The organism is Nocardioides albidus, from assembly GCF_006335005.1.
Classification (GTDB): Bacteria; Actinomycetota; Actinomycetes; order Propionibacteriales; family Nocardioidaceae; genus Nocardioides; species Nocardioides albidus.
This window is the reverse complement of sequence record NZ_VDMP01000024.1, coordinates 381,696-402,618: the sequence shown is the minus strand read 5'-3', so window position 1 is coordinate 402,618 and position 20,923 is coordinate 381,696. Positions and strand designations below refer to the sequence as shown.

The window sequence follows — 20,923 nt, the reverse complement described above, 5'->3', positions numbered from 1 at the left end:
GATGAAGAGCTTGAGAAGACCCGTGCGAGCCAAGGTCAGGCGTTGTTCTCGCGGCGCTCGTCGACGATCTCGGCCTCGGTCACGTCGTCGAGGCGGGCGTCGGCGGCGTTGAGCTCACCGGCCGGCTTGGTCGGCTTCTTCTCGTCCTCGTCGTCGCGCAGACCTTTGGTCTCCGCCTTGAAGATCCGCAGTGCCTGGCCCGTGCCGCGCGCCAGGTCGGGAAGCTTCGCGGCGCCGAAGACCAGCACCACGATCGCCAGGATGATGAGCCACTCGGCGCCCTGGGGCATTCCGATCAGGGGAAACATCGGCGTGGACCAACTCTCGATCGTCGGGGTTCTGCGGTCAGGGTCCATGCTACGCCCCTGTCACCGGTAGAGACTGAGGGTCTCCTGTGCACGGGCAGTGAACGTCTCGGTGAACTCTGCGGGCCGCACCACCGTCGCGTGCGGGGCCAGGCGCAGCAGCAGCCGGGTCAGCCACCGGCGGTCCACCACGACGAGGTCGACCTCCGCGGAGCCATCCTCCCGGGGGCGGACGTCGCGCATCGGGTAGTAGTCGGTCGCCCAGGTCGCGGGCGGTTCGAGTCGGAGGGTGACCACGGTGGCGTCCGGGGTGGCGTCGTCGTTGAAGAGCCCCTCGGCGAGATCCCTCGGCGCTCGCGCGGGAGTGGTCCGCGGTGAGGGAAGCAGCTCGGCCTTCGTGATCCGGTCGAGGCGGAACAGCCGGTCGTCCTCGGCGCGGTGGCAGTGGGCGTCGAGATAGGAGAAGACGCCGTGCGCGACCACGCCGTACGGGTCCACCACCCGCTCCGACTCCTCGTCGCGGGAGGGCACGAAGTAGAGCAGCCGGAGCTGGACGCCCCGGGCGACCGCCTCGTCGACCAGCGCCGTCAGCTGCGCGACCCGGACCTGCTGCGCGTCGCGCGGGGACGGGGTGATCTCGACGTGCGGCGCCCCCGCGGCAGCCTCCAGCTTGGCCAGGACCCGGTCGACCAGCTCGGGCGTGGCACCCGCCGAACCGGTGTCGCGGAGCATCCGCAGCGCCACGATCATGGCCGAGGCCTCGGTCGCGCTCAGCCGCAGGGGCCGCGCGAGGTAGTCGGCGTTCTCCACCCGGATCACCCCCTCGGTGACCGGGCTCCCCTCCTCGGTGACGATCGCGTCGAGGTCCACGTCGATCAGGTCGTCCGGCAGCCCACCGGGCAGACCGCACATGAACAGGACCTTGAGATCCTGCACGACCTGCTTCGGCGTCGTACCGAGCAGGGCCGCCGCCTCCTCCAGCCGCACACCGTCGCGGTGGTGCAGGAACGGCACCAGCGTCAGCAGCCGGGCCACCTGGTCGCGCGCCCCCGGCGCCGGGGTCTGCCGGCTCACGAGAGCGCCTGCGTGAGTCGCGCGACGACCTGCTCGCGCACCGCCACGGGCTCGACGAGGACGACGTCGGGACCGTGCGAGAGCACCTCGTCGGCGAGGCCCTGGGTCGGGCGGACGAGCACCAGGCGGTCCCAGCCGGTGTGGTCGTCAGGGCCCGCGACGCCGACCTCGATCCGCTCCGCGGCGCGGCGCAGGCCGTGGCCGGCCCCCTCACGCACCAGGAGCACGGCGGTGGTGGTGGGCATGGGGGGTGCCATCCGGCGGGCGATCTGGCGCACGTCGGTCTCCGGCGGGACGTCGTAGGCGCCGGGCGGTCCGACGAGGCGCACCTCGCCCTGGACGCGGGAGAGGCGGAACACGCGCTCGGCGCGGCGGTCGGCGTCGTACCCGACGAGATACCAGCGCCCGGAGTAGCGCACGACGCCCCAGGGCTGGACCCGGCGGCGCATCGGAGCGTCGGCGTCGGGGCGCTGGTAGTCGAACTCGATCGCGGTGCGCTCGCACACGGCCACCCAGCATCGCTCGAACGCGGGCTCCTCGGCGGTCAGCAGCGGCCGGGCGATCTCCAGCGCGTCGAGGTCGACGTCGATCCCGGCGGCGGTCAGCTTGCGGACGGCGTCCGTGGTGGCTTGGGCCATGGTGGCGTGCTGCCACACGCGCGAGGCGATGCCGACGACGGCCGCCTCCTCCTGGGTGAGCTCGACATCGGGCAGCGCGAACGCCTCGGGTGGGATCCGGTAGCCGACCTCGTCCTCGAAGAGAGGGTCGATCGTGGCGACCTCGATGGGGACGCCGAGACTGCGCAGCTCCTCCTTGTCCCGCTCGAACATCTTCTCGAAGGCGTCCGGGCGGGAGTCGGGGTACAGCAGCTCGCGGATCCGCTCCTTGGCGATCGGCCTGCGCTGCACCAGGAGCATGATCAGCAGGTTGAGGAGGCGCTCACTCTTCGGTGCTGGCATCCGTGCTCGGCTCGACGCTGGGGGTGGTCGCGCCGTCGGTCGGGGCGGCGCCGTCGGTCGGGGCGGCCGTGTCCGCGGGGGCGGGCTCCGGGGCCGGCGGCGTGTCGGCGGCGTCGAGGATGTCGACGACGAAGTAGAGGGTGGAGTTGGCCGGGATGTCCTCGCCCTGCGCCTTGTCGCCGTACCCGAGCTTCGGCGGGATCTGGATCAGCACCCGGCTGCCGACGGGCAGACCGACGAGGGCCTTCGACCAGCCCTTGACGACCGAGGCGCCCTTGCCGCCGACGACGGCCTCCAGGGCGCTGCCCTTGGGGTAGCTGGCGTCGAAGGGCTTCTCGGCGCCGGGGATCTGGCCGAGGTAGTTGGCCAGGATCGTCTGGCCCTTGGTCACCGCCGGCCCGGTGCCCTTGGTCAGGGTCGCGACCTCGAGCTTGCCACTCGGCTTCGGCGCGCCCGTGAAGTCCAGGCCGGTGGGCACGCCGTTCTCCTCGACGATCTTCGGCGCCCAGGCCGGCGCCGCCTCGTCGGTGCCCTCCGGCCCGGCGAGCCCGGCGATGTCGGCGACGAAGAGCAGACCGTCCTCGTTGCCGATGTCGAGGCCGGCGAGCAGCCCGGCGGCCTGGCTGCCGAGGTAGTCGCCGAAGACCTCCTCGCTGCCGACGGTGACGGCCATCCGGCTGCCGATCTTCTGGCCCGCCTTGATCTGGTCGGCGAAGCCGAGGGAGAGCAGGTCGGTGAGGCTCTGCGGTTCCTTCTCGGTGCCGACCGTGACCAGGGTGCTGAGCGACTCGGGGGCGTAGCTGTCGTAGGCGATCTTGTGGGTCCAGCCGTCGGCGAGGGTGAACTCGACGCGTACGACGTCGCCCTTCTCCAGCGCCTCGCCGTCGCCGTCCGTGAGGACCTTCGCCTTCGGCTTCTCGGCGGTCATGACCGACTTCCAGTCGAGCGTGGGCGTCTCACCGACCGGGCCGCTGACCGTCACCGCGTCGAGACCCTTGGCCTCGTCGGAGTCGGACCCGCCGCAGGCCGCGAGCACCAGGCTCGCCGGCAGCAGGGAGGAGAGGAGGAGCACGGAGGGACGTCGCAGGCGCATCAGCACGCGCAAACCTTACCCACAGCGCCCAGCAGAACAGGGGTCTGGGGGCGGAGGTCCCAGCGGGGGGCCACGGGTGCGGCGCCCCCGTGTGTTCACATGCCGTCGATCAGGCGTTGCACGCGCTCGTCGTACGCCCGGAACGGGTCCTTGCACAGCACGGTGCGCTGCGCCTGGTCGTTGAGCTTGAGGTGCACCCAGTCGACCGTGAAGTCGCGGCGCCGCTCCTGCGCGCGACGGATGAACTCGCCCCGCAGGCGGGCCCGGGTGTTCTGCGGCGGGACCGACTTCGCCTCGAAGATCTTGAGATCGCTGGCGACCCGCGCCACGGCGCCGCGCTTCTCGAGCAGGTAGTAGAGGCCGCGGCCGCGGTGGATGTCGTGGTAGGCGAGGTCGAGCTGGGCGACCCGAGGGTGGCTGAGCGGGATGCCGTGCTTGGCGCGGTAGCGGTCGATCAGCTTCCACTTGATGACCCAGTCGATCTCCCGGTCGACCAGACCGAGGTCGTCCGACTCGACCGCCTTGAGACCCCGCTCCCACAGGTCCAGCGCACGCTCGATGACCGGCGTCGAGATCGCACGCCGGTCGACGAAGTCCCGCGCCTTGGAGAGGTACTCGCCCTGGATGTCGAGCGCGCTGGCCTCGCGGCCGTTGGCCAGGCGGATCTTGCGCCGCCCGGTGACGTCGTGGGAGATCTCCCGGATCGCCCGGATCGGGTTCTCCATGGTGAGGTCGCGCATCACCACGCCCTCCTCGATCATCCGCAGCACGAGGTCGCAGGAGGCGACCTTGAGCATCGTCGTCGTCTCGCTCATGTTGGAGTCGCCGACGATGACGTGCAGGCGGCGGTACTTCTCCGCGTCGGCGTGCGGCTCGTCTCGGGTGTTGATGATCGGGCGGCTGCGGGTGGTCGCGCTGCTCACGCCCTCCCAGATGTGCTCGGCGCGCTGGCTGACCGAATAGCTGGTCCCGCGCGGCGTCTGGGTCACCTTCCCGGCGCCGACGATGATCTGGCGGGTCACCAGGAACGGGATGAGGATGTCGGCCAGCCGCGAGAACTCGCCGGCCCGACTCACCAGGTAGTTCTCGTGGCAGCCGTAGGAGTTGCCCGCGGAGTCGGTGTTGTTCTTGAACAGGTAGATCTCGCCCGCGATCCCCTCGTCGTGCAGGCGCTGCTCCGCGTCGAGCAGCAGGCCCTCGAGGACCCGCTCCCCCGCCTTGTCGTGGGTGACCAGCTCGGTCACGTCGTCGCACTCCGGCGTGGCGTACTCCGGGTGGCTGCCCACGTCGAGGTAGAGCCGGGCGCCGTTGCGGAGGAACACGTTGCTGCTGCGCCCCCAGCTGACGACCTTGCGGAAGAGGTAGCGCGCCACCTCGTCGGGGCTCAGGCGTCGCTGTCCGCGGAAGGTGCACGTGACGCCGTACTCGTTCTCGATGCCGAAGATACGACGGTCCATGTCAGAACATTACTGCTGTGGTGCGCGCGGGGTACTGAACCAGCATGAACGCGCCCGAAGACTTCTCACCTCGTCCGTCCGCCAGCGCCCCGGTCTGGTTCGGCCGGCCGCGGCCCGGGCCCTTCCCGCCGCTCGCCGAGTCGGCGTCGTACGACGTCGCGGTGGTCGGCGGCGGCCTGTGCGGTCTGCTCTGCGCCCTCCTCCTGGCCCGGGGCGGACGGTCCGTGGTCGTGCTCGAGGCGCGCCGGATCGGTGACGGCACGACCGGGCACACGACCGGGAAGGTCAGCCTGCTGCAGGGCACCAAGATGAGCCGCGTCCTGCGTCGCAACCCGCCGTCGGTCGCCCGCGCCTACGTGGACTACGTGGAGGCCGGGCGGGAGGGCCAGGCCTGGCTGCGGCGGTTCTGCGTCGAGCACGGTGTGGGGGTCGAGCCGCGGCACGCGACGACGTACGCGACCACCCGGATCGGCATGCTGCGGGCCCAGGGCGAGCTCGCCGCGGCGCGGACCTCGGGGCTCGACGTCACCTGGACCCGGTCCACGGAGCTGCCCTTCGAGGTGTTGGGCGCGGTGCGGCTGGAGGACCAGTTCCAGCTCGATGCCATGGAGCTGCTGGTCGCGCTGGTCGCGGAGGTCGTCGCGGAGGGCGGCGTCATCCGCGAGGCCACGCGGGTCGAGGCGGTCGACCGGGCCGACGACGAGGTGGTGGTGCGCACCGAAGGGGCCGAGGTGCGCGCCACGGCGGTCGTGATGGCGACCAACCAGCCCGCGATGATGCGCGGCGGCTTCTTCGCCCGCCTCCAGCCCCAGCGCTCCTACGCGGCGACGCTGACCTCCGACTGGGTGCCCGACGGGATGCACCTGTCGTCGGACCAGCAGGTCCGGTCGCTGCGCTCGGTCCGTGACGGCGCGGACGAGGAGCTGCTCATGGTGGGCGGCTCGGGACATGTCACCGGGCGCGGGTCGGCCGGCGAGCGGCTCGACCGGCTGCTCGCCTGGGCGCGCGAGACCTTCCCCGGCTCCGAGGTGCGCCACGTCTGGTCCGCCCAGGACCAGTCCCCGATCGACGGACTCCCCTATGTCGGCCCCGCCGTCCCCGGCGACCACCGGATCCAGGTCGTCACCGGGATGGACAAGTGGGGCCTGTCCACCGCACCCGCCGCCGCGCTGCTGCTGGCCGCCGACCTGCTGGGCGGTGAGCCGCCCTCGTGGGGCCGGGCGCTGCGGACCTGGGCACCCCGGGAGGTCCTCGCCGCCGGGCGCGCCGCCGTCGTGAACGCCGAGGTCGGCTGGCAGATGGCCTGCGGACACGCCGGCCGCCTGCTCGCCGCCGACCGCCCTCCCCTGTGCACCCACCTCGGCGCTGTCCTCACCTGGAACGACGCCGAGGACTCCTGGGACTGCCCCCTCCACGGGTCGCGGTTCGCGGCCGACGGGTCGGTGCTGGAGGGGCCGGCGGTTCGGCCGCTGCGGTGATTGATGCGGTTTGGGACCGAACCGCATCAATTCGACCCAGTGCCCAGCTACAGGGGCGGGGCGACGGGCGGCTCACCCGAAGGTGGCTCGCCCGTGCTCGGGTTCTCCAAGGGGGCGACGTTGCCGGAGACCTGGTCGGTGGGGTCGGCGGGGTCGTCGGTGCTCGAGGTGGTCGCGCCCGTGCCGGGTGCGCCGTCGTCGGGAAGGGGCGCGGCGTGCTCGGGGGTGCCGCGGGGGCCGAGCAGCTCGGCGACCCGGGCGGGGCGCAGCCGGGAGAACTTCCGCGGCTGCGAGCGGGTGCGGTCGAGGACGGCGACCTCGAGGTCCTCGACCGGGATGACCCGGTCGCCGTCGCCGGTGTGACCGAGCGCGGCGACGGCCACGGTGAGGGCCTCGCCGAGCGAGGCGCCGGGCGTGTAGTGCTCCGACAGGTAGGTCGACACGGTCTCGCTGTCGCCGCCCATCACCGCGAAGCCGTGCTCGTCGGCGACCCGGCCCTCGTAGGTGAGGCGGTAGATCTGGTCGTCGGCCGCGGTGGCCCCGACCTCGGCGACGAAGATCTCCACCTCGTAGGGCTTCTCGCCGCCGGAGGAGAAGATCGTGCCGAGGGTCTGGGCGTAGGCGTTCGCGAGTCCGCGGCCGGTCACGTCGCGGCGGTCGTAGGCGTACCCGCGCATGTCGGCGAGCCGGACGCCGGCGATGCGCAGGTTCTCGAACTCGTTGTAGCGGCCGACCGCGGCGAACGCGAGCCGGTCGTAGAGCTCGGAGACCTTGTGCAGGGCCTGCGAGGGGTTCTCGGTGACGAGCAGGACGCCGTCGGCGTACTGGACGGCGGCCAGCGACCGGCCGCGGGCGATGCCCTTGCGCGCGAAGTCCGCCCGGTCCTTCATGAGCTGCTCGGGCGAGACGTAGAACGGGGTGCTCATGCCTGCGCCTCCTCTCCGCCGCCGGGCAGGGGGGCCAGCGGTCCGTCGGGCCGTGCCATCCGGGCACCGACCACCTCGTCGGCGAGCGCGCCGATGGCCGCCTCGTCGAGCTGGACGGCGCCGTCGGCCGTGACCACCCAGACGATCGGGAAGATCCGGCGGGTCAGGTCCGGACCGCCGGTGGCGGAGTCGTCGTCCGCGGCGTCGTACAGCGCCTGCAGGCACACCCGGACGGCGTCGTCGGACGACAGGTCGTCGCGGTAGAGCTTCTTCAGCGCGCCGCGGGCGAACAGCGAGCCCGAGCCGACGGTGAAGAAGGACGCCTCCTCGTGGCGGCCGCCGGTGACGTCGTACCCGAAGATCCGGCCGGTGCCGCTGTCGAGGTCGTAGCCGGCGAACATCGGGACGACGGCGAGGCCCTGCATGGCCATGCCGAGGTTGGCGCGGATGAGTGCAGAGAGCCGGTTGGCCTTGCCGTCGAGGGAGAGGATCGAGCCCTCGATCTTCTCGTAGTGCTCGAGCTCGACCTGGAACAGCCGGACCATCTCGACGGCGAGTCCGGCGGTGCCGGCGATGCCGACCACGGAGTACTCATCGGCCGGGAAGACCTTCTGGATGTCGCGCTGCGCGATGACGTTGCCCATCGTGGCGCGCCGGTCGCCGGCCATCACCAGTCCGCCGGGGAAGGTGACCGCGACGATGGTCGTGCCGTGCGGAGCGATCTCGGCCGCCGAGCCCGCCGGCAGCGAGCGCCGCGCCGGCAGCAGGTCGGGCGCGTTCTCGGCCAGGAAGTCGCTGAAGGAGGAGGTCCCGGGGCGCAGGAAGGCGCCCGGGATGCGTGCGTCGCTCATCGAGGGCTACTCGCCGCCCTTCTGGATGAACGACTTCACGAAGTCCTCGGCATTGGTCTCGAGCACGTCGTCGATCTCGTCGAGGATCGCGTCGACGTCGTCGTCGAGGGCCTCCTTGCGCTCGGCCACGTCGGACTCGGGGGCGACCTCGGTCGTCTCCTCCGTCTCCTCGGACTTGCGCGGCTGCTTCTGCTCCTGGGCCATGACGCCAGCCTATCCACTCCGCCCCGAGCGCGGGGCTAACGGCTGAGGGCGCGGACCAACTCGTCGGCGGTGGCACACCGGTCGATCAGCTCGCCGACGTGCGCCTTGCTGCCGCGCAGCGGGTCGATGGTCGGCACCCGCTGGAGCGACTCACGCCCGGGCAGGTCGAAGATGACCGAGTCCCACGACGCCGCGGCGATGTCGGAGGCGTACTTCTCCAGGCAGCGGCCGCGGAAGTAGGCCCGGGTCTGCTCCGGCGGGTTGGTCATCGCCTGCTCGACGTCGTCGTCGGTGAGCAGCCGCTGGATCCGGCCGGCCCCGACGAGACGGTGGTAGAGACCCTTCTCGGGCCGGATGTCGGAGTACTGGTAGTCGATCAGCTGCAGCTTCGCGTCGTCCCAGGCCAGCGCGTCGCGCGAGCGGTACTGCTCGATGAGCTTCAGCTTCGCCACCCAGTCGAGCTGGTCGGCCAGCGACATCGGGTCGGACTCCAGCCGCGCGAGGACGTCCTCCCACCGGGCCAGGACGTCGACGGTCTGGGCGTCGGCGTCGGCGCCGTAGCGGTCCTCGACGTACTTCTTGGCCAGGTCGAGGAACTCCAGCTGCAGCTGGATGCCGGTCAGCTTGCGCCCGTCCGCCATCGTCACGGTCTGCCGCAGGCTCGGGTCGTGGGAGACCGCGCGCAGAGCCGCGACCGGGGTGTCGACGGCCAGGTCCCGGGTGATGAACTGGTCCTCGATCATCGCCAGCACCAATGAGGTCGTGCCGACCTTGAGGTACGTCGCGACCTCGGCCAGGTTGGCGTCGCCGATGATCACGTGCAGGCGGCGGTACTTCTCCGGATCCGCGTGCGGCTCGTCGCGGGTGTTGATGATCGGCCGCTTCAGGGTGGTCTCGAGGCCGACCTCGACCTCGAAGAAGTCGGCGCGCTGGCTGATCTGGAAGCCGTGGTCGCGACCGTCCTGGCCCTTGCCGACCCGTCCGGCGCCGCAGAACACCTGCCTGCTGACGAAGAAGGGGGTCAGGTGGCGCACGATGTCCGCGAAGGGCGTCGAGCGGCGCATGAGGTAGTTCTCGTGCGCGCCGTACGAGGCGCCCTTGTTGTCGGTGTTGTTCTTGTAGAGCACGATCGCGGGATTGCCCGGCAGCTGCTGCGCGCGCCGGGCGGCGTCGAGCATGACCTGCTCCCCCGCCTTGTCCCAGCGGACGACGTCGAGGGGACTGACGACCTCGGGCGTGGAGTACTCCGGGTGGGCGTGGTCGACGTAGAGCCGGGCGCCGTTGGTGAGGATGACGTTGGCCAGGCCGAGGTCCTCGTCGGTGAGCTGGCTGGGGTCGGCGATCTGGCGCGACATGTCGAAGCCGCGGGCGTCGCGCAGCGGCGACTCCTCCTCGAAGTCCCAGCGGGCCCGGCGGGCGCGCACGGTGGCGCTCGCGTAGGCGTTGACGACCTGTGACGACGCCACCATCGGGTTGGCGGTCGGCTGGCCCTGGACCGAGATGCCGTACTCCACCTCGGTGCCCATCACGCGGCGCACGCTCATGCGTCCAGCCTACGGCGTGCACCCTGTGCTCCGGCGGGATGCCGGGACGCCGTTCGGGTAGCGGACAGGGACGGGGGTGAGGTCGTTGGCCGATGCGCGGGACGAGACCGAGGAGGCCGCGCGAGAGGCGCGGGACCATCCGGCGGTCAGCGGCGCCGCCCGCGCCGGCATGGCGGCGTACGGCGTCGTCTACATCCTCATCGGCTGGTTGGCCGGACAGGCCGCGCTGGGCCGCCCCACCGGCTCGGCGTCGGGACAGGGTGCGCTGGAGCAGGTGCGCGAGCAGCCGCTGGGCGCCGTCGTGCTCTGGCTGGCCGCGGCGGGTCTGGCCGGGCTGGTGGTGTGGGAGGCCTGCCAGGCCGTCGGCGGCCATCGCGACGAGGACGGCCTGCGGCGCTGGGCGGGTCGCGCCGCGTCAGCGGGCCGGGGCGTGGTCTTCGGCGTGCTGGCGGTCCTGGCGGTCCGGGTCGCCAGCGGTCACGCCAGCGGCAGCGGAGGAGGCGTGACCGGTCGCCTCATGGAGCTGCCGTTCGGGCGGACGGTCGTGGTGCTCATCGCGCTCGCACTCGCCGGTGTCGGCGTGTTGAGCTTCGTCCACGTCGTGACCGGGCGCTGGCGCAGAGGCCTCGACATCGAGGGCCGCACCGGCGCCGTCGGCCGGGTCGTCACGGTGCTCGCCCGCGTCGGGTACGTCGCCCGGGGCGTGGCGTTCCTCGTGCTGGCCGGGATGTTCGTGTGGAGCGCGGTGACCCACGACCCGTCGAAGTCGGGCGGCCTGGACCAGGCCATCGCGAGGTTCCGGGACGAGCCGTTCGGACCGGCCCTGATGCTCGTCGTGGCGGCCGGCCTGGCCTGCTACGGCGCCTTCCACATCGTGCGCGCGCGCTTCCTGCGCGGAGGCTGAGCGGACGTGCCGGGCCCCGGGGGCCCGGCACGCGGGAGTCAGCGGCTCTTCGCGACCTTGACGGCGGCGGTGACGCCGAGCGCGACGAGGGCGACGATGATGAGCTTCTTCATGTGGGGGGCTCCTCCGGATGGTCGGGTGATGACCCGCCCACCCTAGGCGAGGGCACCAACAGCGGTCAGAGGTACTGGCCCGTGTCGCTGACCGTGTCGATCGAACGGCCCGGCTCGGTGCCCTGCTTGCCGGTGATGAGGGTGCGGATGAACACGATCCGCTCGCCCTTCTTGCCCGAGATCCGCGCCCAGTCGTCGGGGTTGGTGGTGTTGGGCAGGTCCTCGTTCTCCTTGAACTCGTCGACGCACGCCTGCAGCAGGTGGGAGACCCGGAGTCCCTTCTGGTCGTGGTCGAGGAAGTCCTTGATGGCCATCTTCTTCGCGCGGTCGACGATGTTCTGGATCATGGCGCCGGAGTTGAAGTCCTTGAAGTAGAGGACCTCCTTGTCGCCGTTGGCGTAGGTCACCTCGAGGAAGCGGTTCTCCTCGGTCTCGGAGTACATCCGCTCGACCGTCGCCTGGATCATCCCGCCCACCGCGGCCTGCCGGTCGCCGCCGAACTCGCGCAGGTCGTCGGCGTGGAGCGGCAGGTTGGCGGTGAGGTACTTGCTGAAGATGTCGCGGGCCGACTCCGCGTCGGGGCGCTCGATCTTGATCTTCACGTCGAGACGACCGGGCCGCAGGATCGCCGGGTCGATCATGTCCTCGCGGTTGGACGCGCCGATCACGAGCACGTTCTCGAGCAGCTCGACACCGTCGATCTCGCTGAGCAGCTGCGGGACGATGGTGTTCTCGACGTCGGAGGACACGCCCGAGCCGCGGGTGCGGAACAGCGAGTCCATCTCGTCGAAGAACACGATGACCGGCGTACCGGTGCTCGCCTTCTCCCGCGCCCGCTGGAAGACCAGGCGGATGTGCCGCTCGGTCTCGCCGACGTACTTGTTGAGGAGCTCGGGGCCCTTGATGTTGAGGAAGTAGGACTTCCCCTCCTGACCGGTCTTGGCGGCGACCTTCTTGGCCAGCGAGTTGGCGACGGCCTTCGCGATCAGCGTCTTGCCGCAGCCCGGGGGGCCGTAGAGCAGGATCCCCTTGGGCGGCTTGAGCTCGTGCTCGGCGAACAGCTCGGGGTAGAGGTAGGGCAGCTCGACGGCGTCCTGGATCATCTCGATCTGGTTGCCGAGGCCGCCGATCATCTCGTAGGTGATGTCGGGGACCTCTTCGAGGACCAGTTCCTCGACCTCCGACTTCGGCACCTTCTCGTAGACGTAGCCGGCTCGCGAGTCGAGCAGCAGCGAGTCGCCGGCGCGCAGGGTCTCGGTGAGCAGCGGCTCGGCCAGGCGGACGACCCGCTCCTCGTCGGCATTGGCGATGACCAGGACGCGCTCGCCGTCGGCCAGGACCTCCTTCAGCATGACGACCTCGCCGACCGTCTCGTACTCGAACGCGGCGACCACGTTGAGGGACTCGTTGAGCATGACCTCCTGGCCACGCTGGAGCGTGTCGAGGTCGACAGCGGGACTGGCGGTCACCCGCAGCTTGCGGCCGCCGGTGAAGACGTCGACGGTGTCGTCGTCGTTGCGCTGGAGGAAGGTGCCGAAGCCCGCCGGCGGCTGGGCCAGCCGGTCGACCTCCTCCTTCAGCTTCAGGATCTGGTCGCGGGCATCGCGCAGCGTCCCGGCGAGCCGCTCGTTCTGCGAGGTCACCGCCGCCAGGGACCGCTGGGCCTCGGCGAGTCGGGCCTCGAGCGACCGGGCGGCGCCGCCCGGCGAGTCGACCAGGCGGTGGCGCAGGTCCCGCACCTCCTCCTCGAGGTAGCGCACCTGGTCCTCGAGCTCCTCACGGCTCGGGGAGTGGTGTCCGCCGGTCGTGCCTTCACCCATGCTCGTCATGGCACACCTCCTTGTCACCGACATTACTCGGGCCGGTGGTGCGGGGAAGTGATTGATGCGGTTTGGTCCCCAACCGCATGTCGCGGGCCGAAATGCACGCGGTTCGGTCCCAAACCGCGTGCTGATCGCCGCCCTCAGTCCTCGGCGGGGGTGTCCGGGACGCCGGGCGGGCGGGGGCCGCTGTAGTCGGGTCCGTAGGCGCCGGGGGCGGGGCGGCGCTTCTTCAGGGGGGCACGCTCGCCGGGTGCCATCCGCCGCGCGGTGACGAGGAAGGCGGTGTGGCCGATCATCTTGTGGCCGGGGCGTACGGCGAGGCCCTCGACGTGCCAGTCACGGACCAGCGACTCCCACGGGGCCGGCTCGGTGAAGCCGCCGTGGACGCGCACCGCCTCGACGAACTTCGACAGCTGGGTGGTGGTGGCGACGTACGCGCACACGATGCCGCCGGGCAGCAGCGCGTCGGCGGCCGCATCCAGGCAGTCCCAGGGGGCGAGCATGTCGAGGATGATCCGGTCGCAGCGCTCCCCCGACGCGGGCAGCTCCTCGGCCAGGTCGCCGAGGGTGAGCCGCCAGGCGGGGTGGTCGCCGCCGAAGAACTGGGTGACGTTGCGGCGGGCGACGTCGGCGAACTCCTCGCGCCGCTCGTACGACGACACGCGGCCGTGCGGCCCGACGGCACGCAGCAGGGAGCAGGTCAGCGCGCCCGAGCCGACGCCCGCCTCGACGACGTGGGCGCCGGGGAAGATGTCGGCCATCGCGATGATCTGCGCGGAGTCCTTCGGGTAGACCACCGCCGCCCCGCGGGGCATCGAGACGACGAACTCCGACAGCAGCGGGCGGAACACGAGGTACTCGCCGCCGGCCGACGAGGTGACCGTGAACCCCTCCTCGCGCCCGATCAGCTCGTCGTGCTCGAGGTGGCCCTTGTTGGAGAAGAAGCGCTTGCCCTCGACGAGCTCGAAGTTGTGCTTGCGGCCCTTGCCGTCGACCAGCCGGACCCACTCGCCGACCCGCAGGGGGCCGCGGTGGACGCCGGACCAGGCATCGGGGGGTACGTCGCCGGAGGGGCTGAGGGGCGCATCGGTCACCGGCGCAATCTATCGGCCCGGCGGCCGCTGCCTGAATCGGCTCAGCGGCGCACGGCTCGGATCAGGTCGGCGGCGGAGAGGACGCCGTACACGCGGCCGTCCGCCTCGAGCAGGACGTACTCCGAGGCGGGCGTGGACCGCACCGTGTCGAGCAGCTCCGTGCCGCTGATCCCGACGGGCAGCGTCAGTCCGGGCTCGAGGGTGCGGGCGACGGTCGAGACCGCGATCCACGGCGCGCGGTCCGCGGGTACGGCGCGGGCGGCGGTCTCGTCCACGACGCCGACCGGGCTGCCGTCGGCCGTGGTGGTCACGATGCTCCCGGCGTCGGCCTCGCGGGCTCGGCGCATCGCCTCGGCCAGCGGGAGGTCGTCGGGCACCGTCAGCGCCCGCCGAGCCAGGTCGGTGGCGACGATGTCGCTGAACTGACGGGTCACGCCGGCGACGGCGAGCGCCTGGCTGGCCCCGCTCCAGAGGAACAGCGCGATGACGAGGAGGATGAGCGGGTTGACGACGGCACCGTGGCGCGAGGACCACAGCGCCCACACCCCGACGGCGACGGCGATCCCGCGGCCGGTCCAGGCCGCGACCGCGGTGCCGGTGTGGACCCGTCCCGTGATCGCCCAGACGCCGGCCTTGAGCACCCGGCCGCCGTCGAGCGGCAGTCCGGGGACGAGGTTCAGGACGCCGATCATCAAGTTGGCGCCCGCGAGGCCCTCGACGACGAGTCGCAGCAGGCCGTCGGGCGTGCCGAACCACAGGGCGAGCGCCCCGGCCCCGACCGCGATCGACGTGATCGGACCGACGACCGCGATCCAGAACTCCTGGCGCGGGCGGCGGGCCTCCCCCTCGATCGACGTCGCCCCGCCGAGGAAGTGCAGCGTGATCGAGTGCACGGTGAACCCGAACCGGCGGGCCACCAGCGCGTGGGACGCCTCGTGGAGGAGGACGGCGAGGTAGAGGGCGATCGCGAAGGCGACGCCGACGACGTACTTCAGGCCGCCGAGCCCCGGCTGGACCTGGTCGACCCGCGGCGCCATGAGGACGGCGATCAGCCCGGCGATGAGGAACCAGGAGCCCGACACGAGCACGGGGCTGCCCGCGATCCGACCGATCCGGAACGTGCCCCGGGGCAGGGGCGGATGGTCGGCGGGCATGGCTCGAGGCTATCCGGCGACCGGCTGACGGACGGAATGTCGGAGGCCTCGCCTACTGTCGGGGACATGACCACAGCACCCGTTGCCGGCGTCGAGCCGGCCGACCCGGCCGAGCGCGGCGGCACCCGCGTCGACGGCGTCGAGGTGCTGGGCGCGCTGTCGCCGTCGCGGGTCGGCGACTTCCTCAACTGCCCCCTCCTCTACCGCTTCCGCACCATCGACCGGCTCCCGGAGCCCGCCTCGCCCGCCGCGGTGCGCGGGACGGTCGTCCACCGCGTCCTGGAGCAGCTCTTCGACCTGCCGGCCGCCGAGCGCACCCCCGAGCGGGCCGACCGGATGCTGGCGCCGGCGTGGGAGGAGCTGCAGGAGATCGAGCCGGCCGTGACCGAGATGTTCGCGAAGGACGGACCGGAGATCACCGCGTGGCTCGCGTCGTGCCACGACACCTTGGCGAAGTACTTCGACCTCGAGGACCCGACGCGGCTCGAGCCGGCCGAGCGCGAGCTGTACGTCGAGACGCTCACCGACTCCAAGCTCCTGCTGCGCGGCGTGATCGACCGGGTCGACATCGCGCCCGACGGGGCGATCCGGGTGGTGGACTACAAGAGCGGCGCCTCTCCCCACGAGATGTTCGAGGGCAAGGCGCTCTTCCAGCTGAAGTTCTACGCCCTGGTCCTGTGGCGGATGCGCGGCGTCGTGCCGAAGATGCTGCAGCTGGTCTACCTCGGCAACAGCGAGGTGCTGCGCTACGAGCCCGACGAGCGCGACCTGCTCGCCACCGAGCGCAAGGTGCTCGCCGTGTGGGACGCGATCCGCGCCGCGACCGAGCGCCGGGAGTTCGAGGCGCGCAAGGGCGCCGGCTGCACGTGGTGCGCCCACCAGGCGATCTGCCCGGCGTACGGCGGCACGCCCCCGCCGTACCCGGTCGAGCAGCCCGTCACCGAGCAGCCCGTCACCGTGCAGGCAGCGAGCCCAGCTCTGCCGGAGTGACGCCCTCGAGCGAGTCTCGGAAGGTCCGCGCGGGTCCCGGCGGCACGGGCACGTGGTTCGGCACGACCAGCACCCGGCAGCCGGCGGCCTCGGCGGAGGTCGCCCCGGTCGGCGAGTCCTCGATCGCGACGCAGTCGGCCGGGTCGACGCCGAGGGCGGCCGCCGCGGTGAGATAGGCCTCCGGGTGCGGCTTGCCGTTGTCGACCATGTCGCCGGTCACGATCACCCGGAAGGTCTCGGGCGGCAGGTGCTCGAGGATCGGCGCGACGAAGCGCTGGTAGGACATCGTGACCAACGCGCACGGGACGCCGGCGTCGTGCAGCGCCAGCAGGAGCTCGCGAGCGCCGGCACACCAGGGCACCGCGTGCCGGACCTGGTCCACGACGCCGTCGAGGAGCATCTCGACGACCTCCTCGGCGGACTGCGCGAGCCCGAGCTTGGCCCTGATGTACTCCCCCGAGACGATCAGGTCGTTGCCGACCAGGGTCATCGCGTCCTCGTGGGTCCACGTCCCGCCGTGCTCCTCGGCGATCGCGGTCTCCGTGGCCATCCAGTACGGCTCGGTGTCGACGAGGGTTCCGTCCATGTCCCACAGGACGGCGGCGGGGAGCCGAGGATCAGCCTCGTGCTGCTGACCGGCCGGCTCACGAGGAGAAGGGGTGTTCACCGATGCCCTCCGAAAGGCTCCGTGCGACTGACGACGCGACTATGCACCCTCGGTGCGTCGCCTGCCGCATCGAGGGCGGCCTCGAGCGGGGGCTCGGTGTCGCTCGACCGAGCCGCTCGGTCGCACTCTCGTCAGGCGGCGAGGTGGAGGTGCCGGGCGATCCGGTGTCGCCGGGACTCGGCGTTGTGGGCGGCGGTGTGCCGGGCGGTGTCCTGGGCGGAGGCGTACTGGGCGGCGATGGCCCGCGCCGACCGGAGGTCACCGAGGGCCAGCGCCTCGTTCACGAGCGCCACGAAGTAGTGCTCGTCGGGGTCGACGGCGGGTTGTGCGTTCTCGTTCATGAAGGTGCAACGCCGACGCCCCCGCGATCGATACCCACCGGGTCGGCTCAGTCGTCGGGGTCGTAGCCGAGGTTCGGCGAGAGCCACTTCTCGGTCTCGACGACGCTCCACCCCTTGCGGGATGCATAGTCCTCGATCTGGTCGCGGCCCAGGCGGCCCACGACGAAGTACTGCGCCTCGGGGTGGCTGTAGTAGAGGCCGGAGACCGATGCACCGGGCCACATCGCCATCGACTCGGTGAGCTCGATGCCGGTGTTGGCCTCGACGTCGAGGAGCTCCCAGATCGTCTGCTTCTCGGTGTGGTCGGGGCAGGCGGGGTAGCCGGGCGCGGGCCGGATGCCGGTGTACTTCTCGGCGATCAGGTCCTCGTTGGTCAGCTGCTCCTCCGGCACGTGCGCCCAGAACTCGGTGCGCACCCGCTGGTGGAGCCGCTCGGCGAACGCCTCGGCGAGCCGGTCGGCGAGGGCCTCGAGCATGATCGCGGAGTAGTCGTCGAGCTCCTCCTTGAACGCCATGATCCGCTCGGTGGTGCCGATGCCCGCGGTGACCGCGAACGCGCCCACCCAGTCCCCAGCGGCGACCGAGCTGCCGATCGGGGCGACGTAGTCGGCCATCGACCGGTTCGGGACGCCCGCGCGGTGCTGGCCCTGCTGGCGCAGCTGGTGCAGGGTCGCACGGACGGCGGAGCGCGCGTCGTCCTCGAACACCACGACGTCCTCGCCGGTGCTCGCGGCCGGGAACAGCCCGTAGACGCCGTTGGCCCGCAGCCACCGCTCCTCGACCAGCTTGTCGAGCATGGCCTGCGCGTCGTCGTACAGCTTGCGGGCGGCCTCGCCGTGGGTGGGGCTGTTGAGGATGTCGGGGAACTTGCCCTTCATCTCCCAGGCGTTGAAGAACGGCTGCCAGTCGATGTAGTCGCGCAGCTCGGCGAGGTCGTAGTCGGCGAGCACGTGGACGCCCGGCGTGCGCGGCTGGGGCGGGGCGTAGCCGTCCCAGTCGATCGGCGTGCGGTTGTCCTGGGCCGCGGCGAAGGACAGCTGCGGGCGCTCCGACTTCTGCGAGTGCCGGGCGCGCAGCGAGTCGTAGTCGGCCTGTGTGGCCTCCAGCAGCGCCGGGCGCTGGCGCTCGTCGAGCAGTGCGGCCGCGGTCGGGACCGACCGGGAGGCGTCCTTGACCCAGACCACCGGACCGTCGTACTTCCGGTCGATCTTGACCGCCGTGTGGGCGCGCGAGGTCGTCGCGCCGCCGATGAGCAGCGGGATCTCCAGGCCGAGGCGCTGCATCTCGGTGGCGAAGCCGACCATCTCGTCGAGGCTGGGCGTGATCAGGCCGGACAGGCCGATGATGTCGGCGCCGACCTCCTTGGCGGTGTCGAGGATCTTCTGTGCGGGCACCATCACGCCGAGGTCGATCACCTCGTAGTTGTTGCACGACAGCACGACGCCGACGATGTTCTTGCCGATGTCGTGGACGTCGCCCTTCACGGTGGCGAGCACGATCGTGCCGTTGGTGTCTTTGGCGGTGGCCAGCTCCGGGTTGTCGAGCTTCTCCTGCTCGATGAACGGGATGAGGTAGGCGACGGCCTTCTTCATCACGCGCGCGGACTTCACGACCTGCGGCAGGAACATCTTCCCGGCGCCGAAGAGGTCGCCGACGACGTTCATGCCGTCCATCAGCGGGCCCTCGATCACCTCGATCGGACGGCCGCCGCGCGCGGCGATCTCCTGGCGCAGCTCCTCGGTGTCGTCCTCGACGAAGCCGTCGAGTCCCTTGACCAGCGCGTGCGTGATCCGCTCCCCCACGGGCAGGGAGCGCCACTCCTCTGCTGCGGCCTCGACGACCTCGCCGTTGCCGCGGTGCCGCTCGGCGAGCTCGAGGAGCCGCTCGGTGGCGGCCAGCGAGTCGTCGGTGCGGTTGAGGACGACGTCCTCGATGGCATCGCGCAGCTCGGGGTCGATCGTGTCGTAGGGCACCAGCGCGCCGGCGTTGACGATGCCCATGTCGAGCCCCGCCTCGATGGCGTGGAACAGGAACACCGCGTGGATCGCCTCGCGGACCGCGTTGTTGCCGCGGAAGCTGAACGAGACGTTGGAGATGCCGCCGGAGACCTTGGCGCCCGGCAGGTTCTGCTTGATCCAGCGGGTCGCCTCGATGAAGTCCTGGCCGTAGGTGGCGTGCTCCTCGATGCCGGTCGCGACCGCGAACACGTTGGGGTCGAAGATGATGTCCTCTGCCGGGAAGCCGACCTGGTCGACGAGGATCCGGTAGGCGCGCTCGCAGATCGCCTTGCGGCGCTCGAGGTTGTCGGCCTGGCCGTCCTCGTCGAAGGCCATCACGACCGCGGCCGCGCCGTACTTCTTGCACAGCTCGGCCTGCTCGCGGAACTTGTCCTCGCCCTCCTTCATGGAGATCGAGTTGACGATCGGCTTGCCCTGCACGCAGCGCAGCCCGGCCTCGATGACCTCCCACTTCGAGGAGTCGATCATGAGCGGCACCCGGCTGATGTCGGGCTCGCTGGCGATCAGCTTGAGGAAGCGGTCCATCGCGGCGACGCCGTCGATCATGCCCTCGTCCATGTTGACGTCGATGACCTGCGCGCCGGCCTCGACCTGCTGGGCGGCGACCGAGAGGGCGGTGTCGTAGTCGCCGTCCTTGATCAGGTTGCGGAACTTCGCGGAGCCGGTGATGTTGGTGCGCTCGCCGACGTTGACGAACAGGCTGTCGTCGGTGATCGTGAACGGCTCGAGCCCGGAGAGCCGCATGGCGGGCTCGACGGTGACGGGCTCGCGGACGGCCCGGCCCTCCATCCGGCGGGCGATCTCGGCGATGTGGTCCGGCGTCGTGCCGCAGCAGCCGCCGACGATGTTGAGGAAGCCGGCCTCGGCGAACTCGACGAGCACGGCGGCGGTGTCGCCCGGGGCCTCGTCGTACTCGCCGAACGCGTTGGGCAGGCCGGCGTTGGGGTACGCCGAGACGAACGAGTCGGCGAGGCGGGAGAGCTCGGCGACGTAGGGCCTCATCTCCTTCGCGCCGAGCGCGCAGTTGAGGCCCACGGCCAGCGGCTTCGCGTGCCGCACCGAGTCCCAGAACGCCTCGGTGACCTGGCCGGACAGGGTGCGCCCGGAGGCGTCGGTGATCGTGCCGGAGATGACCACCGGCCAGCGGCGGCCCGTCTCCTGGAAGAGGGTCTCGACGGCGAAGATCGCCGCCTTGGCGTTGAGGGTGTCGAAGATGGTCTCGATGAACAGCAGGTCCGAGCCGCCGTCCACCAGGCCGCGGGCCGCCTCGAGGTAGGCCTCGACGAGCTGTTCGTAGGAGACGTTGCGCGCGGCGGGGTCGTTGACGTCGGGGCTGATCGAGGCGGTCCGCGTCGTGGGGCCGAGCGCGCCGGCGACGTACCGCCGGCGGCCCGTCTCGGCGGCGACCTCGTCGGCGATGCGGCGCGCCAGGCGAGCCGACTCGAGGTTGAGCTCGTAGGCCAGGGACTCCATGCCGTAGTCGGACAGCGAGATGGAGTTGGAGTTGAACGTGTTGGTCTCGACGATGTCGGCGCCCGCGGCGAGGTATTCGCGGTGGATCCCGCCGATGATCTCGGGCTGGGTGATCGACAGGAGGTCGTTGTTGCCGACGAGGTCGCTGGGCCACTCCTCGCGGTCGGCGAAGCGCTCGCCGCGGTAGCCGGCCTCGTCCGGTCGGTCACGCTGGATCGCCGTGCCCATCGCCCCGTCGAGGATGACGATGCGCTCGCGCAGCAGTGCGGTGAGCTCGTCGGTCGCGTCGGGCTGCCAGCGCGGGTCGTGCTCAGACATGTCCATCCTTCCGATTATGGAAGGCGCCCTTGTTCTTCTCGCCGAGCGTGGCGGACCGCCCTGGGGCTGCCCCGAGGGGGCCGGTCCGTTGCAACGCCTCTCGGCTGCTGCCGATCCTACTCGGATCCACGACTAGG

The 20,923-nt window shown here is 71.4% G+C and carries 18 protein-coding genes; 3 read left to right on the top strand and 15 right to left on the bottom strand.

What is annotated here, in order from left to right; translation table 11 throughout:
- Positions 1-35: 35 nt before the first annotated feature.
- The 5 genes from tatA to pafA all read right to left on the bottom strand — a co-directional run bounded on the left by tatA (position 36) and on the right by pafA (position 4,888).
- Entirely contained in the window at positions 36-290 is a 255-nt protein-coding gene (gene tatA / locus FHP29_RS12820) for a twin-arginine translocase TatA/TatE family subunit (RefSeq protein WP_158296559.1), read from the bottom strand.
- Between the two features lie 78 nt (positions 291-368).
- Positions 369-1,379: a helix-turn-helix transcriptional regulator gene (locus tag FHP29_RS12815; protein ID WP_139623231.1), complete on the bottom strand. Its 1,011-nt coding sequence runs from the start codon at positions 1,377-1,379 to the stop codon at positions 369-371.
- Positions 1,376-2,338 (bottom strand): helix-turn-helix transcriptional regulator, encoded by a 963-nt coding sequence (locus tag FHP29_RS12810; protein WP_139623230.1) that lies wholly within the window; start codon positions 2,336-2,338, stop codon positions 1,376-1,378. Before FHP29_RS12810 ends, FHP29_RS12815 begins: the two co-directional genes overlap by 4 nt.
- On the bottom strand, positions 2,319-3,431 hold the full coding sequence (locus FHP29_RS12805) for an FKBP-type peptidyl-prolyl cis-trans isomerase (RefSeq protein WP_240044492.1): 1,113 nt from the start codon (positions 3,429-3,431) through the stop codon (positions 2,319-2,321). Before FHP29_RS12805 ends, FHP29_RS12810 begins: the two co-directional genes overlap by 20 nt.
- A gap of 95 nt (positions 3,432-3,526) precedes the next feature.
- On the bottom strand, positions 3,527-4,888 hold the full coding sequence (gene pafA / locus FHP29_RS12800; protein ID WP_139623228.1) for a Pup--protein ligase: 1,362 nt from the start codon (positions 4,886-4,888) through the stop codon (positions 3,527-3,529).
- Positions 4,889-4,932: 44 nt separating this feature from the next.
- Between pafA and FHP29_RS12795 the strand changes: the two genes are divergently transcribed.
- A complete protein-coding gene (locus FHP29_RS12795) occupies positions 4,933-6,366 on the top strand; it encodes an FAD-dependent oxidoreductase (protein ID WP_139623227.1) in 1,434 nt (477 codons plus the stop codon).
- Between the two features lie 47 nt (positions 6,367-6,413).
- On the opposite strand, the gene prcA is transcribed toward FHP29_RS12795, so the two are convergent.
- Genes prcA through dop form a run of 4 tightly spaced genes read right to left on the bottom strand, consistent with a single transcriptional unit; the run spans position 6,414 to position 9,891 of the window.
- The gene (gene prcA / locus FHP29_RS12790; protein ID WP_139623226.1) at positions 6,414-7,292 is read right to left on the bottom strand and encodes a proteasome subunit alpha; all 879 of its coding nucleotides are present in this window, start codon (positions 7,290-7,292) and stop codon (positions 6,414-6,416) included.
- A complete protein-coding gene (prcB, locus tag FHP29_RS12785; protein ID WP_139623225.1) occupies positions 7,289-8,143 on the bottom strand; it encodes a proteasome subunit beta in 855 nt (284 codons plus the stop codon). Before prcB ends, prcA begins: the two co-directional genes overlap by 4 nt.
- A gap of 6 nt (positions 8,144-8,149) precedes the next feature.
- Positions 8,150-8,347: a ubiquitin-like protein Pup gene (locus tag FHP29_RS12780; protein WP_139623224.1), complete on the bottom strand. Its 198-nt coding sequence runs from the start codon at positions 8,345-8,347 to the stop codon at positions 8,150-8,152.
- A gap of 35 nt (positions 8,348-8,382) precedes the next feature.
- Positions 8,383-9,891 (bottom strand): depupylase/deamidase Dop, encoded by a 1,509-nt coding sequence (gene dop / locus FHP29_RS12775; protein ID WP_139623223.1) that lies wholly within the window; start codon positions 9,889-9,891, stop codon positions 8,383-8,385.
- An 85-nt stretch (positions 9,892-9,976) separates the two neighbouring features.
- On the opposite strand from dop, the gene FHP29_RS12770 reads away from it, so the two are divergent.
- The gene (locus FHP29_RS12770; RefSeq protein WP_139623222.1) at positions 9,977-10,795 is read left to right on the top strand and encodes a DUF1206 domain-containing protein; all 819 of its coding nucleotides are present in this window, start codon (positions 9,977-9,979) and stop codon (positions 10,793-10,795) included.
- Between the two features lie 178 nt (positions 10,796-10,973).
- On the opposite strand, the gene arc is transcribed toward FHP29_RS12770, so the two are convergent.
- The 3 genes from arc to FHP29_RS12755 form a co-directional block, all read right to left on the bottom strand.
- Entirely contained in the window at positions 10,974-12,737 is a 1,764-nt protein-coding gene (gene arc, locus FHP29_RS12765; RefSeq protein ID WP_139623221.1) for a proteasome ATPase, read from the bottom strand.
- Positions 12,738-12,871: 134 nt separating this feature from the next.
- Complete coding sequence (locus FHP29_RS12760) at positions 12,872-13,825, bottom strand: tRNA (adenine-N1)-methyltransferase (protein WP_139623220.1); 954 nt, start codon at positions 13,823-13,825, stop codon at positions 12,872-12,874.
- A 41-nt stretch (positions 13,826-13,866) separates the two neighbouring features.
- Entirely contained in the window at positions 13,867-14,979 is a 1,113-nt protein-coding gene (locus FHP29_RS12755) for a site-2 protease family protein (protein WP_139623219.1), read from the bottom strand.
- 66 nt (positions 14,980-15,045) lie between these two features.
- On the opposite strand from FHP29_RS12755, the gene FHP29_RS12750 reads away from it, so the two are divergent.
- Positions 15,046-15,969: a RecB family exonuclease gene (locus tag FHP29_RS12750; RefSeq protein ID WP_139623218.1), complete on the top strand. Its 924-nt coding sequence runs from the start codon at positions 15,046-15,048 to the stop codon at positions 15,967-15,969.
- Here FHP29_RS12750 and FHP29_RS12745 read toward each other — a convergent pair.
- From FHP29_RS12745 to metH, 3 genes are all read right to left on the bottom strand, one after another.
- The gene (locus FHP29_RS12745; protein ID WP_275669442.1) at positions 15,932-16,636 is read right to left on the bottom strand and encodes an HAD family hydrolase; all 705 of its coding nucleotides are present in this window, start codon (positions 16,634-16,636) and stop codon (positions 15,932-15,934) included. The genes FHP29_RS12750 and FHP29_RS12745 overlap by 38 nt on opposite strands.
- 131 nt (positions 16,637-16,767) lie before the next feature.
- On the bottom strand, positions 16,768-16,977 hold the full coding sequence (locus tag FHP29_RS12740) for a hypothetical protein (protein WP_139623216.1): 210 nt from the start codon (positions 16,975-16,977) through the stop codon (positions 16,768-16,770).
- Between the two features lie 47 nt (positions 16,978-17,024).
- Positions 17,025-20,786: a methionine synthase gene (gene metH / locus FHP29_RS12735; protein ID WP_139623215.1), complete on the bottom strand. Its 3,762-nt coding sequence runs from the start codon at positions 20,784-20,786 to the stop codon at positions 17,025-17,027.
- Positions 20,787-20,923 lie beyond the last annotated feature (137 nt).

What these genes read in the sequence shown, in the direction of transcription:
- FHP29_RS12810 (WP_139623230.1), bottom strand. Translation starts at nt 2,338, where the DNA reads ATGCCAGCACCGAAGAGTGAGCGCCTCCTCAACCTGCTGATCATGCTC.
- FHP29_RS12755 (WP_139623219.1), bottom strand. Translation starts at nt 14,979, where the DNA reads ATGCCCGCCGACCATCCGCCCCTGCCCCGGGGCACGTTCCGGATCGGT.
- FHP29_RS12750 (WP_139623218.1), top strand. Translation starts at nt 15,046, where the DNA reads ATGACCACAGCACCCGTTGCCGGCGTCGAGCCGGCCGACCCGGCCGAG.
- FHP29_RS12795 (WP_139623227.1), top strand. Translation starts at nt 4,933, where the DNA reads ATGAACGCGCCCGAAGACTTCTCACCTCGTCCGTCCGCCAGCGCCCCG.
- tatA (WP_158296559.1), bottom strand. Translation starts at nt 290, where the DNA reads ATGCCCCAGGGCGCCGAGTGGCTCATCATCCTGGCGATCGTGGTGCTG.
- FHP29_RS12805 (WP_240044492.1), bottom strand. Translation starts at nt 3,431, where the DNA reads ATGCGCCTGCGACGTCCCTCCGTGCTCCTCCTCTCCTCCCTGCTGCCG.
- metH (WP_139623215.1), bottom strand. Translation starts at nt 20,786, where the DNA reads ATGTCTGAGCACGACCCGCGCTGGCAGCCCGACGCGACCGACGAGCTC.
- prcB (WP_139623225.1), bottom strand. Translation starts at nt 8,143, where the DNA reads ATGAGCGACGCACGCATCCCGGGCGCCTTCCTGCGCCCCGGGACCTCC.
- prcA (WP_139623226.1), bottom strand. Translation starts at nt 7,292, where the DNA reads ATGAGCACCCCGTTCTACGTCTCGCCCGAGCAGCTCATGAAGGACCGG.
- arc (WP_139623221.1), bottom strand. Translation starts at nt 12,737, where the DNA reads ATGACGAGCATGGGTGAAGGCACGACCGGCGGACACCACTCCCCGAGC.
- FHP29_RS12780 (WP_139623224.1), bottom strand. Translation starts at nt 8,347, where the DNA reads ATGGCCCAGGAGCAGAAGCAGCCGCGCAAGTCCGAGGAGACGGAGGAG.
- pafA (WP_139623228.1), bottom strand. Translation starts at nt 4,888, where the DNA reads ATGGACCGTCGTATCTTCGGCATCGAGAACGAGTACGGCGTCACGTGC.
- FHP29_RS12740 (WP_139623216.1), bottom strand. Translation starts at nt 16,977, where the DNA reads ATGAACGAGAACGCACAACCCGCCGTCGACCCCGACGAGCACTACTTC.
- dop (WP_139623223.1), bottom strand. Translation starts at nt 9,891, where the DNA reads ATGAGCGTGCGCCGCGTGATGGGCACCGAGGTGGAGTACGGCATCTCG.